The organism is Streptococcus sp. HMSC073A12, assembly GCF_001812815.1.
GTDB classification, from domain to species: Bacteria; Bacillota; Bacilli; order Lactobacillales; family Streptococcaceae; genus Streptococcus; species Streptococcus vaginalis.
This window is the reverse complement of the sequence record NZ_KV810569.1, coordinates 148,446-165,107: the sequence shown is the minus strand read 5'-3', so window position 1 is coordinate 165,107 and position 16,662 is coordinate 148,446. Positions and strand designations below refer to the sequence as shown.

The following is a 16,662-nucleotide window of genomic DNA, read 5'->3' as shown; positions in this document are numbered from 1 at the left end:
GTCGTTCTTCTTGTAGGTGGTATCTACGGTGTAGCGATCACCCTTGTGGTAGCTGCCTGTATCTTTCGGAACAGCCTTTCCCTCTGGTGCATCTCCACCCCAGTCGTAGGTCACTGTGTATGTATGGAGTTCATACACAACGGCTATTTCATGGTTTTTATCGAGGTTCGTAAAGGTATAGCTATTTGGATATTTAGATATATCCATTTCCTTGGCATCAACGGTTACGCTCTTTAGCTTGTAACCATCCTTTGGTGCATAGTTTATGGTCTTATTGTCTCCCTTATATGCATCGCAGCTCGGATCAATGGTTCCGTTTGTTACGGATGTAGTGATTTTTAGCTTGACCCGGCTCTCCTTCCAAATTGCTGTGACTTGCGTATCTTTGTCAACCATAATCTCAGTGCCTGGCGCTAGTTTTTTGCCATTCACTTCCCAAGTGTCAAATTCCTTATTTTCAGGAGCAGTGAAAGCATTACTCAAAATCTTGTACTTTGAGCCCTTGTTTAGCTTCTTATCTTTCATTTCGCCGGTGCCGCCGTTACCGTCGTAGCTAACAGTGGCAGTTTCGAGAGCCTTGCTTGCCAGATCCGATTCAAGCGGAGCTTCTTCAGGAATTAATCCACCATTATCTTTTGCTTTTGCCGTGATGGTGGCTCCAACTGCTAACTCTTTAATCTCCAGGGTTACTACCCCAGTATTTGCATCAACGGTCGCACCATCCGATGTCCACGTGGTCTTACCTGTGGTAGCGTCTACGGTTCGCGTTGCAGTGACGGTTTTCTCCGCGCCCGATTCGTCCTTATACGTAATCGTGTAGGACGCCAAGTCGGTATCATAACCGGGATCTTTATAAGCCGGTGGGGTAATAGTTACTTCACCCTTATCCGTGTCTACTGCAATCACCGGAGATTTAGGTGCGATATTTTTCACCAGATCTTTAGCAGGGAATTTAGTGACTTTGGCCCCATCGTTTAGTTTATAGGTTCCATCGGCATTTTTTTGATATACCGGATTGCCGTCGTCATCCCAATCAACTTCCACATCATTAGGACTGATTATTGTAACGTTTCCGTCTTTATCAAACTCGATAAACGCAGGATCGTTTATAAATCCAGTTCCATCGGGGAGTTTAGATACGCTATGTACCGTATTGGCATCTCGAATAGCTTTATCGATGGCTTTTTTATCGTCATCAGTTAGTTTTTTGGGATCTCTCACGGCGACTTTTTGGGGAGTTGTTATTACCGGCTCAGACTTCGCGCAAGAACGGAATTTATGTGGCTCTTTGACAATAATACCGAACTTTTTTCCGAGTTTTAAATCATCATCATTGATTGGGAACGTAACTTTTGTGCCGTCAACGGATACTGTTTGAGACATCTCTCGCCAAGTCGATTTGTCCACTATACATTTTCCATCTTCACAGAAACTATTGTCCTCGTTATCCGTGAAATTGTTGACAAAATAAAATTTCGTACCTGCGGCAACCTCTTCAGCAAATGTAACGATAATCTGTCCATCTGTTACCTGGACTTTTTGTATTGTCGGAGCAGCAGATGTTTCCGTTACCGTTTTGATTTTTAGGTCCGGAGCTTCAATTTTTCCGGAGATTGATCTATCGGTATAGGTCACTTCATAGTAGGCATGATCCGTGCCATCGATAGAAAATGTAACACTCTTAATTTTATTCGCAATTTCCGGATTGGCGTTCTTCAACAGTTCAGTAGCTTCTGCTTTCTCATCGTCATTTACTTGGTTGGAGTTCGTGTGTTCAATCCAGATTTCGCCGACGGGCATTGTGAGCGTTGTCTGACCTGCTATTGATAGCTCAGCATTTGCAGTTACTTCTGGTGATTTGTTTTCATCTAATTGTTGATAGACAGTAACTGTATCTCCTTCTTCAACTTTTGTTCCAGCAGGTAAATCTACTTTCCAGGTATTTCCTCTTTTAGGGGTATAGGAAAGAGTGGCTTTAACAGTGCCGTCTTTAGCCTTTAATGTTACATGGACTGTTGCTACTACAGTCTTTTTATTAACCTTATCTTTGTGTACCTTACCGCCGGAAATGGTTGTGGCGTCGCAAAAGACTTTGTTAATGGTCGGTGCCGGTATAGCAGCACCCACGGGTTGATCAACAATCTCTGGTCCGATCTCTAAATCCCCGCCCTGTTCCTCGTTGGATTTGATACTTGTTGGTTCTTCCTTTACAGGAGTGACAACTTGCGGTTCAGATTGAGGTCCGTATTGCAAGTTTTCGGCATACGTAATTGGTGTCCATGACATAGATAAAATCATCAAGGACGCCAACGCGAGCGAAAAAAACCTAATAACATTTTTATGTTTTATCTGCTTTTTTATTTTCATAATTTTTATCCATCTACGCATGGCGTTGGATTCTCCTTTCTTTGACGTCCCCTATCAATTTGAATTGTTTACATCTTTCATTACGGGTGAATAAGTCATCCAAATCTTGCAATTCATAATTATATTATACCACATCTCAATTGTAACCTCAACTTTTTTTACCACAATAGTGCACTTGATTCTTTGCCATTTTGGCTCTTATTGACATTTGGGGCTGCGGTGGTTCTTCTGGAGCATCCAACATTGCCTTTAAACCGAAGCTTGGTATCGAAACTGTCCACGACGGCCTCCAGGTGAGCTACGGCTGTGCGTGTTCCGTCAAGAACAGGACGGCGAAACGATCAGCCAAGTTTACAGAAGCGAGGATTAATAGACGAACAAGCAGCAATTGGCATCAAAGATATGGGAATCCGCCAACAAGATGCGCTCGAAAATCGAGGCAAACGAATACAAGGACTACATCCTGGGCTTCATCTACGAGCACCTTATCAGCAACTTCGCCGCCAACGCAGGCAAGAAAGCAGGCGAGTTCTACACGCCGCACGAAGTGTCCATGCTCATGAGCGAGATAGTTTCGTGGCACCTGGCCGGACGCAAGAACATCACTATCTACAATAAAATCATTTACAACTATCCACTGGAACGTTTCCGTGCGAGTGGCTACATGAAAGATTTTCAAAACTTTGCAACCGATACGAACCTCTGGGGTCGCACACTTATAGCTTGAACAGGTTACACTAAACTAGACAGAATTTATAAAGTGTTTTTGTTAAACGATTGCTCTTTTAGTCATGGGTGTTTGGTAATTAAGAGTGCTGTGGATGCGATGGTGATTCCACCAGTGGACATAATCCTTAGTTTTAAGGGTTAATTCTTCCAGAGAGCGGAAGTTTTCTTGGTTGATAAACTCCAGTTTAAAGGAGCGATAGGTACTCTCAGCTACCGCATTGTCATAAGGACAACCCGCTTGACTCAGTGAACGTGTGATGCCAAAGGTTTCTAACATCTCATCAATCAAGGCATTATCAAACTCCTTACCACGATCAGAATGGAAGAGTTTGACCTTGGTCAGAGCGTAGGGAATGCTTTGAATGGCTTCTTTGACTAAGTCAGCAGTCTTGTGCCAACCAAGGGATAGGCCAATGATTTCACGATTGAAGAGGTCAATGATCAAGCAAACGTAAGCCCAACGATTGGCAACACGAACATAGGTTAAGTCCGTCACAAGGGTTTCCAATGGTTTTTGTTGGTTAAACTGTCTCTCTAAGAAATTCGTAACTGGTGCTTCATTCTTCCCTTTAGCATGCGGTTTGAAGGCAGCCTTCTGGTAAACAGAAACCAAATTCAATCTCTTCATGATGCGACGAATCCGACGGCGAGACAAGTTGATTCCTTGTACTTCCAGACATTTTTTTATCTTCCCGGCTCCGTACCTAGACTTACTTTCGAGGAAGATAGATTTGATTTTTTCTCCAAGTTCTGCTTCAGGTACTGGCTCTACAGCTTTGTAGTAATAGCTAGAGCGAGGAATCTTCAACCAACGACACATGGCTGAAATGCTGTATTTATCCTTGTTAGCAGTGATTATATCCCTTTTCGTGCCATAATCACTGCCGCTTGCTTTAGAATGTCTAATTGCATTTCGAGCTCTTTATTTCGTTTTCTGAGTTCTATCAACTCACGTTGTTCATCTGTCAGATTATCGACAGTTTTAAAGGAACCAGTTGTTCTTGCTTGTTTAACCCACTTATCGAAGGTTGAGGGCGTTAAATCATATTCTTTGATCAGTTCACTGCGTTTTCTACCTGCATTGTGCAAGTCAACGATTTGTTGTTTGAAGTCATCTGTGAAGTAACGGCGAATTTTTCTAGACATAGTTTTTCTCCTATTTTCTTTAGTGTAGAACACTTTATAAATTCTGTCTAGTTTAGTGTAACCTGTTCAGAACATCGGCTGTTAAAACCACCTCCCCTCTCTCAATTTTTGCATAGTTAGTATGAGAAAAGGAAAGCACTTCTGCAACATATCTTTGAGCGAAATCATAATCTTCCCTCAAATCTCTTATACGTTGGTACATCTAGCTTTCTCCTAAGAAAAGTATATGTCACTTTCAGAAAAAAGCTGGGAAATTGTCATGTTATGACAGCAAAATTTATATCATCCTTATCTGAATGCCATTTGAGGTTTCTAATGCTGTTAGCTATCAAAAAATGGTATAATATTTTTCCTTTTCTCATAAGACAGATGCATGTTTTTTGAAACTAGTTTTTAACTTTTCTGGACATATTGATCTTCTTGTGATTACAAAATTGTAATATCGAATGATTTAATACTTGTTTCTCCTGGTTCCACAAATGTCACTTGTCGTTTCTCTTCAAAAATATCACTTTCTTCAAGTGAAGTAGATAAACCACTCCATGGTTCTAAAGCAATAAACGGACCATTATTAGTTGTTGACCAAATAATTAAGTTAGAAAAATCTTTAAAATCCACTCTCAGTCCTTTATTACTTTTCTTAGATTTCAAACTGACACTACGAGACTTAAGTTTGTCAAATGTAATGGCGTCATGAGAAAACAGTGAATGTACTAAATCAATCTTTCTTTCATTCATGAGAAACGGTGTACGATTTTGTAAATCAAGCAATCCTATCTCTGGGAAACTTTTAGGGATACTACAAGTCTCTTCTTCAGAAAATTCCAAATAATAATCTTCGTAAATATCGCTATCTATTAACGGGCAATTAAAACCTGGATGTCCTCCAATAAAATAGGGTAATATCCTATTATTTTCAGTATTCGTCACTTGATATTGAGTCGTTATCGTTGACTCGTGTAAGCGATAAATAATTTTTAATCCAAAGTTAAAAGGATAATTTTTCAAAGTAACTTCTGTGGACTTAAAAGTAAAAGCTATCGTTTGCTCATCAATCTGTCTAAATAAAAAATTTTCTTTTCTAACTAAACCGTGTCTAGGAATAATCCTTAGAATATCTTTGTTGTCAGAATCAAAACTAACTTTATCGTCACGAACACTTCCACAAATGGGGAATAAAACAGGGGCCTGGCCACTCCAATATTGTGGATTCCCTTGCCAAAGATATTCTATTCCATCTTCATCTTTAATTGATGATAAAGCACCTCCAAACTCCTTAAACTGTACAGTTAATTCATTATTTCTTAATTCAATAACCATTTTTTCCTCCAAAACAAAAGAAAACGAGAATATCAGTTCAAAGACTCACATTCTCGTTTTATATTAGAAATTATAATAAAGAAGTATCTTTAAAACCTACTCAATAATTTGTGTTTTAGCTACTTGTTTATACCAGTGAGCACTCTTCTTTGGATAGCGTTCTTGCGTATCAAAATCCACATAGAAAAGCCCATAACGTTTTTCATAACCATTAGACCAAGAAAAGACATCCATCAGCGACCAAATAAAGTAACCTTTGACATTTGCTCCATCAGCAATGGCATCAGATAAGACTTCTAAGTGTTGTTTAACATAGTCAATCCGTCCATCATCATAGACCGTATTGTTCACAAACTCATCTTTATAACCTAATCCATTCTCGGTAATATAGATTTTTTTGTAGTTTGGATAATCTTGTTTCACCCGCATGATTTGGTCATACAGGCCCTGCGGATATATAATCCAATCCCAGTCTGTTCTTGGAACATAGTCTGGAGCAACCCGTCTACCAACACCTTTTATTTGGTATTTAGAACTTCCTTTTTCGCCCTTACCATTGTGAATAATTTCAGTCTCGCCATCAAAAGCTTGCATCCAGTCACTCATATAGTAGTTGATTCCGAGGAAGTCATTGAGATCTTTAGCCGCTTCAAGTGCTTCAAAATCTTCATCTCGTAAATCCAAAGTACCACCATTGGCAGTCAGAATATGATTGACTCCAGCCATGGTTTTTTCGGAATAATATCCCAGATAAGTCGCATCCAAGATAAATTTGTTATGGATAATGTCTTCCAACTCTGCTGCAACCACATCATCCGGATTTTCCGGATCAAGAGGATACTTGGTAGGGAGTGCATGAACAACTCCGATTTCACCCTTGTAGCCCTTATCCTTATAGAGCTTTACTGCACGAGCGTGAGAGACCATCATATTGTGATGGGATTGGAAGACCTTGGCTAGGTCATATTGGATGCCCGGCGGAAATTTTCCAACGAGATACTGGCCGTCTCCAATCGGCCCAATCTCATTAAAGGTCGTCCAATAGCGAACTTCTGGGAATTCTTCAAAACAGAAAGCTGCATAGTCCACAAAATGTTCGATATTCTCACGATTGAGAAAATCACCATTTGAATGCAAGGCTTCCGGAGTATCAAAGTGATGAAGGGTCACAAATGGTTCCACATGCCGTTTATGACATTCCGCAAACAAATTGTGGTAGAACTCGACACCTTTTTGGTTGACTTGACCATATCCAGTTGGGAATATGCGAGACCAAGCAATCGAAATACGGATACCATTCACACCGTACTCCTCAGCCAATGCCAGGTCAACTGGATATTTATGATAAAAGTCACTGGCAGGTTCTGCCGTATACCAATAATTATCTTCTAAGTATTTATCCCAAGCAACGGGACCTTTACCATCTGTGTGAGTAGCTCCTTCAGCCTGATAAGCTGCCGTAGCCCCACCGAAAATAAAATCTTTTGGGAGCGTTTTTGCCATCTTTTTCTCCTCTTTATAATAGTATTTGAGATGAAGCATTGGAAAGGAAACAGGGAAAGTACTTATTTTGCTTCATCTCAAATAAGCTAACTGATTTAGTCTTCAAACTGTTCCTGAACAAATTTCAGAGCGCCTTGTCCATCACGAGTGAGCTTAATATATTGTGCTCCTTCTGTCTTAGCTAATTTGATGCCTAATTTATCTGTCTCGGCCTTCATATCTTCAAAGTTAGAAGCGACTTGAGGAGCCAGGATAACAAGGTCAAACTCAGGAAGCATTTCACGGTGAGCTCCGTAGCCACCAGCTGCTGCTTTAACAGGGACATTGTACTCGGCTGCCGCTTTATTGAGAGCGTTAGCCAAGAGACCACTGGTCCCACCACCAGCACAAAGAACAAGGACATTTGTTTCTTCTGTAATATTATTTTGAGCTGGAGCTTCTTCTGCAGCACCTGCTTTTTCAAGAATCGCATCTGCTTTAGCTGTATTGAAGTTAGCCGCAACCTTTTCTTTCAGAGCATCGTTTGATTTACCAGAACGTTCTTCTTCCAGAATTTGTTCATCATAAACCTTGACGAATGGGTAGTAGATGATAATATCCACTACAACCAGAAGAGCCGCAAGGACGAATGACAAGAGTTGGAAGTTGGTACCAAGAACAATTCCCAGAGGTCCAGGGGTTACCCATGGAAGGTTAGCTGAGAAGGAGTTCATGTTCAAGGTATCGACAAAGAATTTGAAAATCCAGACATTGGCAATTGGGGCAAAGATGAATGGAATGAAGAAGATTGGATTCAATACGATAGGAGCTCCAAAGAGGATTGGTTCGTTAACTCCAAAGAAGGTAGGAACAACAGAGGCACGTCCGATAGCCCTGTTTCGTTCTGATTTACAGAGCCACATGAAGAGGAATGGAACAATCAAGGTTGCACCAGTACCACCCATGGTAACGATGAACATTTGTGTACCAGAGGTGATGACCTTATCCGCATGTTGACCAGCTTGAATCAAGTGCAGGTTGGCATCGATATTGGCATAAGTAATGGCTGCAATAGCTGGTTCAACGATTGATGGACCATGGATACCCACAAACCAGAAGAAAGCATAAGCACCAAAGATAAGGGTAATTCCGAGATAACCATCAGCTGCAGAGAAGAGAGGAGCCAGAAGCGTACCAATAGATTCTGCAACAGTTACACCAAGAGATGCTTTAACAATCAGTTCAAAGGCATAAAGGATAACCACTGACAAAGTGAATGGAATCAAGTCCTTAAATACTTGGGAAATATTTGGTGGAACTTCTTCTGGCATACGAATGGTGACATTATTTTTCACACAAACCTTGTAGACATTAACCGTTACAAAGGCTGCGATGAAAGCTGTCAAAAGACCTTTGGTTCCCATAAAGGCAGTCAGGAAGCCACCTTCCTTAGCAGGTTCAGCAGCCATCAGGAGGAAGCCGACCATGGAAGCCAGCATCGTAGACAAGAAGTTAATCTGGTTTGTCGCTGGCAGATCACGATTGACAGAGTCTGTCAGAGCCTTAGCGGTTGTTCCGCCTACAAAGAATGCCAGAATCCCCATCGAATAGCTATAAGGAGTCATAAGGAAAGTTTCAATGTCCTTAGACCAGTGGAAGCCCCAAGCATTTGGCACATAGGCAATCAAGATAAAGATAGATGAAAAGAGGATGACTGGCATACCAGCGATAAAGCCATCCCGAATAGCACGGAGATAGATATTCCGAGAAATCTTCTCAAAGAAAGGCTTCCCTTTCTCAATAAGTCCGATGAGTTTGTTCATTATTTTACTCCTCTTTTGTATAGTTCAATCAAATGGTGCATCATGTCTTTTAGCAAGATAGTAGTCATTAGGTGATCCTGGCCGTGCATCATGGTCACACTGTAAGCCAAGTCTTCGCCAGCAGCTTCTTTTGTCAAGAGACTGGTCTGAGCATGATGAGCTTCAGCGATGCAGCCATTGGTTTCTTCCACCAAGGCATCTGCCTTAGCAAAATCTCCCGCTTCTGCAGCCTTTAAGGCTTCCAACAGTTTGGAACGGGCATCGCCTGCATAGGCTACAATTTCAAAACCAAGTAATGTTACTTCTTCTCTGTTCATGACAGAACCTCCTTTTTTAGTTAAAGTAATCGTTGAATATGTAAAACAAGGTAGACTCGCTCACTGTTGTATACATCTACTCCAGTTTGTTGAGCGACAATCTCGTAAATGGTACTTCCAATTTGATAGGCTTCTGGATAAGTCAGCTTTATCTGACTTTCCATTTCAAGGAGTGACACATTATCATCCCGACTCCTATCTAAATAGTCTAAGAAATAATTTAAGTGAATCATGAAGCGGTCATAGAAGTTGCTGTTTTCAGCCGTTCTTCTAATATCATTCTTCCTTAACTCAGCTTCCACAGCTCCCAGGATTTCCTTTCGCTTATCCAGATGGCTTTGCCCCTCAGGATCAGAATTGCCCTCGGCATTGATAAAGTGATAGGCTATTCGGTTTACCTCATCATCAGGGAAAGTATCTAACAAGCGCTCTCTGTAGATAGTAACTGCTTCTTGAGCGATTTGATAAGGAACTGGATATTTCTCTCTAGCATCTGGAAGAGCGCTGTCCTTGTAGCGTCCCTGTTGTACTGCTTGATAAGAACAGTAGATATGGTCCGTCAAAGTGACATAGATATAATCTTGAACCGGATAGCTGTACTTCCTTGAAAGACTGTCAATCACTTCGTAGGTCACAGTGATGAAATCCAGCGGAACATCTTTGAGAAGACTCACAAAGTTTTCTCTCGATTCCTCCGTTTTCATCCGAAAGACTTTCTCAGCCTTTTCTTTTGGGATAAAATCACCCTTCTTTTTACCAAAAATGATTCCCTTCCCAACAATGACCAACTCTTTCCCCTTTTCATTTCTGACAAGAGCGACATTGTGGTTCATTGGATTTAGAATCCGATACATGGTAACCTCCTTACTTGAATATTCAAGAATTGTGAAAATAAAAAATGACCACAAACACCCTTAGAAAGTTTTTTACCTCTAATTCGTCTGTGATCATGCGTAATCTTAGTTACTAACATTCACCTTTTATTAACTTGTGACTATAGTATATCATAAGGTTAATAATTTGTAAACCCTTTCTTTGAGCTTTTTAAACATTTTTTTCTTTTTTTGGTGATTTTAAACGAAAATCAGTCATTGATAACTCTCCCTAAATGGATACCAATGACTGATCCTATTTTAGGAAATTTCCAGAAGCTCTATTTTATGCAGAAACGCTTACGTTGGATTTTTATTTCCCCCTTCTATTTTAAATCAGAGCTGTTAAAAATTTCATTATAAAATAGCAGAATTAGACTCTTTCTTTCCAAGAAGTCGCTGTTTGCTTAAGCACTTGATTGAGCTCATCAATATTTTGAAAACCGCTTGTCCGGAGCCATTGACGAGCTGCTTCTTCCCCTTGCTCAATATAGTCTTTGACACTGCCGGCCCAAGTTGCACGGCCGCAAAGCACTCCGTTGAAGTTAGCACCAGATTCGTGGGCAAAGACCAGAGTTTCTTGGAAAAGCTTAGCTGCTACACCAGCGCTCAGATAGATATAAGGAAGATCAGTTGCTTCATCCTGTTGTTTGAAGAAGGCAGCTGCTTCTTCTTTCGTATGCACCACTTCACCATCCCCAAAGCCTTCTACATATTTCACATTGACTGGTACTTCAACCTTCAAAACATCAATATTGAAACGTGAATCAGAGAAAACTTTCATGGCTTCAATAACTTTGCGAGGCTTCACCTTGGCATACTCGGCACTGGAAGCATCCGCAATTTTTTCATCATAAGCCAAGATTTCAAGGAAGAATGGAATATCTTCTGCCACACACTCAGAACCCACACGTTCAATATAGGCTTGCTTTTGTTGGTTGAGTTCATCAGAGCTATCTACATCATAGTAGAGCAAAAACTTAACAGCATCTGCACCTTGTTCTTTGATACGTTTTGCGGACCAAACATCCAGACAGTCCGGTAGACGCTTAGTGCTGGAGGTGTCATAACCTGTTTTTTCATAAGCCAGCAGCAAACCGGCATTTTTGTCCAGGGCTTTTGTAGCTGGAAGGCCATATTCTGGATCCAGCAGCATGGAGGAAGCGTATGGGGTCAGTTCTTCAGCTACCAGAACTTTCAGTTCTTCCATTTGCGCAACTGTTGGTTCTGCCTCTTGGTATTGAGCCATCAATCGTTTCAAGGCTCCACGTTGGTCAAAGGCCAGGGCAGAGATGATACCATTTTCATCAGAAAGTTTTTCCATATATTTACGTTTTTGCTCAGTTAATACCATTGTTTATACCTCTTTTACGTTTATTTGTTCATAAAGACCGTCATAATGATAAACATTGACATGTCCAGTCATCTTTTCTTGAGCATTTAACATGCCAAGAACATTTGCTTTTTTCAATAGAGAGACATCATCTACATGATGACTCAGAGCTGAAGAAATTCCTGCAACAGTCGAGTCCCCAGATCCAACTGGATTGACTACTTCAATTTTAGGGATATCTACCTTGTAGAAAGTATCCCAGTGCTTGGCAAAGGCACCATCTGCACCAAGTGATACGATAATCCATTCGACTCCTTCAAATAAAGGATCAGACAAAACAGATTTGAGTTCGCCAATATCCTTTGAAACTTCTCTACCTAATAATTGGGATAACTCCTCATTATTTGGTTTGATTGCAGTTGGCTTTACATTCGATTTCAAAACGGCTTCCAAGGCAGCACCTGAACAGTCCAGGACGACTTTATTATCAAATTGATTGGCAATTTCAATAAGCTGAATATAATACTCAACTGGTAGACCCGCCGGTAAACTACCTGAGATGCTGACTACATCAGCCGATTCCATCAAGTGCTTGAAATGATGCAAGAAGCCATTTGCCTCTGATGCAGAAATTCTTGGCCCAGCTTCCAGGATTTCCGTTTGCTTACCCTCGTGCAGAATGGCGATACAATTCCTGGTATCCCCAGAAATTTCATAAAAAGACTGCTGCACATTCTGATGGAGATTCTGAAGCAAGAATTTTCCATTTGTTCCACCAATTAATCCTGTTGCGGCGACATGATCGCCAATTTCTGCTAGAACCCTTGTTACGTTTAAACCTTTTCCGCCAGCTGTTTTACTGACTTCTGCAACACGATTAACAGTGTCTAGCTTAAACTCTTCCAACGGATAAGAGATATCAATGGAAGGATTCATTGTAACTGTAAGAATCATCTGGTTACCTCACTAATCGTGGTATTCTCCGCGATCCCACTTTTCCAAAAATTCTGTGAAAAAGTTCTCATCAGCTTGATGAGCGTTGTGAGTTTCGACATGCTCAATTTTTGCAATCAACTTTTTGTTTTCTTCCGTTGGTTTATATTCTGCATGAATGAAAGCTTCAATGATATCACACATGAGAAGTTCTCCGGTAATCTTGCCACCAAACCCGATAACATTAGCATTTAATTCTTCTTTAGCGTAGAGAGCTGAAGTCATATCACGGACCAAGGCTGAACGGATTCCCGGAACCTTGTTAACCGCATTATTAATGCCGACCCCTGTACCGCAGATACAGATTCCTAGATCTGCTTTTCTGCTGGCCACTGCTTCTCCGACTTTTTTACCATAGATTGGATAATGAGTCCGTACATGGTCGTATGTTCCGTAGTCTTGAACTTCATAGCCTTTTGATTTCAAAAAATCAACAACAGCCATCTTTTCGTTAGTTACGATATGGTCACATCCAATTGCAATTTTCATTTAAATTCTCCTCTCTCCTTAGCACATCTTGTTGAGCATATCAACACGGATTTGGTGGCGACCTCCGTCATATTTCCCATTGACGAATCCTTTTGCAATATTCTTAGCAAGGCCTTCACCAACAATTTCTGATCCCATCGTAATCATACGAGAGTTGTTGTGGCCGCGAGTCATATAAGCAGAGCGTTCATCTGAAACTTCTGCTGCAACCATACCCTTAATTTTTGTCGCAACCATGAACGGACCTGCTCCGTATGCATCAATGACAATACCAAGATTATCTTCTTGCTCATTCACTTCAGTGGCAACCGCTAGTGTCACATCAATGAAATCCTGGCCTTCCTTTGTCACATCGACTACTTCAAAGCTTTCTCCAACGAGATAATCTTTGACCACATCTTTCAGCTTGCTTCCTGCAGCATTTGCTCCAATAATAATTGCCATGAGCATTCTCCTTTTTTGATTTATTTGAACAGATTGTTGTTTTTAACCAACACAATCTGATTTTCATAATCATAATATACTCCTTTTTTAGTTTATTGTCAACACTTTTTGTTTAATTCAATCAATATTTTTATTAATCTGATTAAGTCAAACAAAAAAAGCCCTAAAAAGAGCTTTTAGACAATATAATCAGAGTAAGTTATAAAATCACTTTTGTATACTCCTCTACCTTTTCTTGTACCTTATCTAAAGATTGATCAGTGATTACAGCGGTGATATCTGATAAGGAACAGATAGAAGTAAAATCTTCCTTCCCGATTTTAGAGGAATCTATCAAAAGATAGCTTTCAGTGGATCGTTCCAGGGCTAGCTTTTGAGTGTAAGCTTCTTCAAAAGACGAAGTCATAATCTGACCATTCTTAATTCCATTCCCACTAAAAAACATCTTGGAGAAATACATCCGATCCATAATGGCATTTGTCATCTCTCCAACAAAAGCCTGAGTGGCATCTCTCATTTCTCCACCTAAGAGAAATACTTTAAACGTATCAGATTTCTTTTTCTGTAGATCATTAAAGATTGGTAGACAATTAGTAATCACCCGAAGATTTTCATTCGTAATCTCATCAACAAGAACCTCGACAGAAGTTCCTGGGCCAAGAAAAATGGTGTCCCCATCCTTAATTAATTCTACAGCCTTCTTGGCTACTTTCTTCTTTTCTTCTATGTTCTTTAATAGCTTTTCTTCATGGGGGAGTTCACGATAGAATTGGGATTTATTACTTTTGGCTCCACCAAAAATTCGAGTCAGTTTTCCTTGACTTTCTAACTCTGTTAAATCACGCCGCACCGTCATATCTGAAACTTTCAAACTGTCCATAATCTCAGAAACAGTGACTGTTCCCGCTCTATCAACTAGTTTGACTAATTCATCCAGTCGTTGATGTTTGTTCATCCTTTATCCCCTTATCTACATTGTTACCAATTGTTCATTGTTTATTCTGATATTTTATACAGAAAGATTCTAGTATTCATTATAACTCTTTCTGTTTAACATTTCAACATTTCATGTTTAATTCAAACACTTTCGACTTGCATTAGTACCTCTGAAAATTTCTATATTTCAGGTTGATCTAATGATTCTTGATACTTGAATTTGGAGGCTTCTGTATATTCTTTATTCAAGATTTCTACAAAGTTTTCCAATCTCCTTGCTACATCTTCATAATTTTCTAGATATTTATCTAATTGTTTTTGAAGTTTAAAGATATCTTGATTCACTTTTTCCAAGCTGAGAGTTTCTGACAAATTCAATTTTACAAAATCATATTTAGCTAGTTTTCGGCTTTCTTGATTATCACTTTTTAGATTGATAAAAACTTCTGCCATCTTATCTAAGGCAGCGATTTTTTCTTGTGTCTCATGCAATCTAATATCTAGTTTTGCTATTTCCGTTACAAACTCTTCCTTAATTTCATGATAACTCTTATCACTAGTATTCAGCTCAATCAAGAGATTGATTTCAGAAATTTTTTGTTGGATATTAGCGACAGTTGGTCTCCTATAGGGAAGTTTTTGACTATCCTGTGTTAGCTGTCTTATCAGAGTGCGCCCTTTGATGTAGCGATCTTTGTATGAACTCTCTTTATTATAGACAAAGTAAGATGTGGTTTCTCGAATGTAGACTTTATACTTTTTGAACTCCTCTTCTTCTATGGTATCTAGCTGGTAGTTAGGAATAAAGATGATGCCATTTTGTCTTATTCCAAAAGAAACTTTGATGTATATTCCTTCATCAACCAACTTCTCAATTTGATCTTCTGCTAATTCAACCTCAAATTCATGTACAGCATCTCGATTCTTCTTAAATTCCTCATAAGCTGATTCAATTTCATCAAGATTAACCTTTTCCTGTTTCCGCTCTTCCTTAATGTTATGATATTGTTCTTGTAAATTTCCCTGTTCTTCTGGCATTATTATATTTTTCTCTCCAAAATAACTTTGAAAGAATTGAACATCATAAAGTTTCTTATCACTTATTTCTTTATGGTTTAAACTAATCCGTCGTCCATCTTCTTCTAGAGTAAAGGTCACATTTCTCTGTTTGAAATCTATAGTAAAATTTAATTCTCTAGCTTTTAAAAGTAGTTCCTCTAGAGAATTTGTTTTATCTAGTAAAAATTCCAATCGTTTTTCAATATCTTGTTTGGCAAAATAGGTTCTGAAGAACTCTTCATCATACAAATCCCGTTTACTAAGTTTGTTTCCACGAATAACCTGCTTCATATCTCTATCTGTCATCAGAAAACGACTATACTTGCTAGTAAAGTCTATTTTAACATGAAGCCGATCTGCTTTTTTCAAAAAGTCCTCAAAAGAGTCAGACTGCTGCATCAAAAAATAGAGACGTTGTTTCAGCTCAAACTTGTGGTTCGATTTTTTGTAGACCTCATAATCACGATGCGAATAACGGTTCTCAACAATCTTTGCACCAGCTATTTTAGAAATACGATCAGAAATCATGCGAAAATTTCTCTCCTGGGCATAGTCCCATTTAAATTTCTTGTCTGAGTTGATGTCAATGGAATTTATCACTATATGGTTATGAAGATGCGACTTATCCGTGTGAGTTGCTACAATAAATCGAAACTGTCCACCAGTTAATTCTTGAATTGTTTCATACCCTATGCGATTGACTTCTTCTGGAGATAAGTTATCATCAGGAGAAAAAGATTGTATCAAATGATGAGCATGAATCTTTTGTTGGCGCTTTTCTTGACGATCATTTCTGAAATTATAGAGAGTGTCGTTATTCAGAAAATTAGTATTGTACATCTCCACTGTTTCTTCATAAGTTGGAAAGTCTAAATAATTGCTCATACCAAAATCAGATACTAACTTTAAATTATTTGTTTTGTCAGGATTAAGGATATACTTAAGCAATCGTCTGCGATATTTTTCTCCATGGGTTGCAAAATGTTTAGTGACTACCATAGAACGCCTTTAATTTCTCTACCTTTATTTGAAAATCCTTCTCAACCTCTGATACAAGCTCTGCCATTCCTTGACGCAACTCTTGAAACTGTTCATAAGAAATAATGTGACTTTGATTAACTGCATGCGCAATTTGATTGACATTATTTCCAATACGCTTGAGTTCAAAAATCAAGTCTTGATAAGTTGCCGTATCAATTGTGAGGAAGTTCATATTAGGGTTAAGCAAAACTTTTCTAGCATATTCAGAAAAAGTTTTACATCTACTCTTAGAAAGATGATTATTTAGTTGGTTCAATTCCGAGTCAGTCAGAAAAACTTTTTTCAAGTTCGTTCGATAACGATGCTCCACA

14 protein-coding genes and 2 pseudogenes are annotated in these 16,662 nt (G+C 39.3%); 1 reads left to right on the top strand and 15 read right to left on the bottom strand.

The features are described from left to right. A pseudogene (locus HMPREF2876_RS10035) lies at window positions 1-2,388 on the bottom strand (hypothetical protein); the annotation flags it as partial. A gap of 400 nt (window positions 2,389-2,788) precedes the next feature. On the opposite strand from HMPREF2876_RS10035, the gene HMPREF2876_RS11160 reads away from it, so the two are divergent. Next, complete coding sequence (locus tag HMPREF2876_RS11160) at window positions 2,789-3,094, top strand: N-6 DNA methylase (protein ID WP_024052535.1); 306 nt, start codon at window positions 2,789-2,791, stop codon at window positions 3,092-3,094. 42 nt (window positions 3,095-3,136) lie between these two features. Here the strand turns inward: HMPREF2876_RS11160 and HMPREF2876_RS10025 are convergent. The 14 genes and pseudogenes from HMPREF2876_RS10025 to HMPREF2876_RS09955 all read right to left on the bottom strand — a co-directional run bounded on the left by HMPREF2876_RS10025 (window position 3,137) and on the right by HMPREF2876_RS09955 (window position 16,661). Continuing rightward, window positions 3,137-4,242, bottom strand: a protein-coding gene (locus HMPREF2876_RS10025; protein ID WP_117625233.1) for an IS3 family transposase whose coding sequence is annotated in 2 segments (ribosomal slippage) — window positions 3,137-3,966 and window positions 3,966-4,242 — 1,107 coding nt in all. Because the reading frame shifts where the segments join, the coding sequence is not laid out codon by codon here. 58 nt (window positions 4,243-4,300) lie between these two features. After that, window positions 4,301-4,444: pseudogene (locus tag HMPREF2876_RS10015) on the bottom strand (helix-turn-helix domain-containing protein); the annotation flags it as partial. A gap of 224 nt (window positions 4,445-4,668) precedes the next feature. After that, window positions 4,669-5,562: an aldose 1-epimerase family protein gene (locus tag HMPREF2876_RS10010; protein ID WP_024052539.1), complete on the bottom strand. Its 894-nt coding sequence runs from the start codon at window positions 5,560-5,562 to the stop codon at window positions 4,669-4,671. 96 nt (window positions 5,563-5,658) lie between these two features. Further along, window positions 5,659-7,065, bottom strand: a complete 1,407-nt coding sequence (gene lacG / locus HMPREF2876_RS10005) for a 6-phospho-beta-galactosidase (protein ID WP_003068615.1) — start codon at window positions 7,063-7,065, stop codon at window positions 5,659-5,661. A gap of 95 nt (window positions 7,066-7,160) precedes the next feature. After that, complete coding sequence (locus HMPREF2876_RS10000) at window positions 7,161-8,867, bottom strand: lactose-specific PTS transporter subunit EIIC (protein WP_024052540.1); 1,707 nt, start codon at window positions 8,865-8,867, stop codon at window positions 7,161-7,163. Continuing rightward, window positions 8,867-9,184, bottom strand: a complete 318-nt coding sequence (locus tag HMPREF2876_RS09995) for a PTS lactose/cellobiose transporter subunit IIA (protein WP_024052541.1) — start codon at window positions 9,182-9,184, stop codon at window positions 8,867-8,869. The genes HMPREF2876_RS10000 and HMPREF2876_RS09995 overlap by 1 nt, the downstream gene beginning before the upstream one ends. Window positions 9,185-9,204: 20 nt before the next feature. Then, window positions 9,205-10,038: a PRD domain-containing protein gene (locus HMPREF2876_RS09990; RefSeq protein WP_024052542.1), complete on the bottom strand. Its 834-nt coding sequence runs from the start codon at window positions 10,036-10,038 to the stop codon at window positions 9,205-9,207. A 391-nt stretch (window positions 10,039-10,429) separates the two neighbouring features. Continuing rightward, on the bottom strand, window positions 10,430-11,410 hold the full coding sequence (gene lacD / locus HMPREF2876_RS09985; protein WP_024052543.1) for a tagatose-bisphosphate aldolase: 981 nt from the start codon (window positions 11,408-11,410) through the stop codon (window positions 10,430-10,432). A 3-nt stretch (window positions 11,411-11,413) separates the two neighbouring features. Beyond that, window positions 11,414-12,343, bottom strand: a complete 930-nt coding sequence (locus HMPREF2876_RS09980; RefSeq protein WP_024052544.1) for a tagatose-6-phosphate kinase — start codon at window positions 12,341-12,343, stop codon at window positions 11,414-11,416. Between the two features lie 12 nt (window positions 12,344-12,355). After that, window positions 12,356-12,871, bottom strand: a complete 516-nt coding sequence (gene lacB, locus HMPREF2876_RS09975; protein ID WP_024052545.1) for a galactose-6-phosphate isomerase subunit LacB — start codon at window positions 12,869-12,871, stop codon at window positions 12,356-12,358. A gap of 18 nt (window positions 12,872-12,889) precedes the next feature. After that, window positions 12,890-13,315 (bottom strand): galactose-6-phosphate isomerase subunit LacA, encoded by a 426-nt coding sequence (lacA, locus tag HMPREF2876_RS09970; RefSeq protein ID WP_024052546.1) that lies wholly within the window; start codon window positions 13,313-13,315, stop codon window positions 12,890-12,892. A gap of 199 nt (window positions 13,316-13,514) precedes the next feature. Continuing rightward, window positions 13,515-14,270, bottom strand: coding sequence for a DeoR/GlpR family DNA-binding transcription regulator (locus HMPREF2876_RS09965; protein WP_024052547.1), 756 nt, complete (start codon window positions 14,268-14,270; stop codon window positions 13,515-13,517). 161 nt (window positions 14,271-14,431) lie between these two features. Next, entirely contained in the window at window positions 14,432-16,309 is a 1,878-nt protein-coding gene (locus HMPREF2876_RS09960) for an SAG1250 family conjugative relaxase (RefSeq protein ID WP_070584898.1), read from the bottom strand. Further along, the gene (locus HMPREF2876_RS09955; protein WP_070584896.1) at window positions 16,296-16,661 is read right to left on the bottom strand and encodes a MobC family plasmid mobilization relaxosome protein; all 366 of its coding nucleotides are present in this window, start codon (window positions 16,659-16,661) and stop codon (window positions 16,296-16,298) included. Before HMPREF2876_RS09955 ends, HMPREF2876_RS09960 begins: the two co-directional genes overlap by 14 nt. Between the last annotated feature and the right edge of the window lies 1 nt (window position 16,662).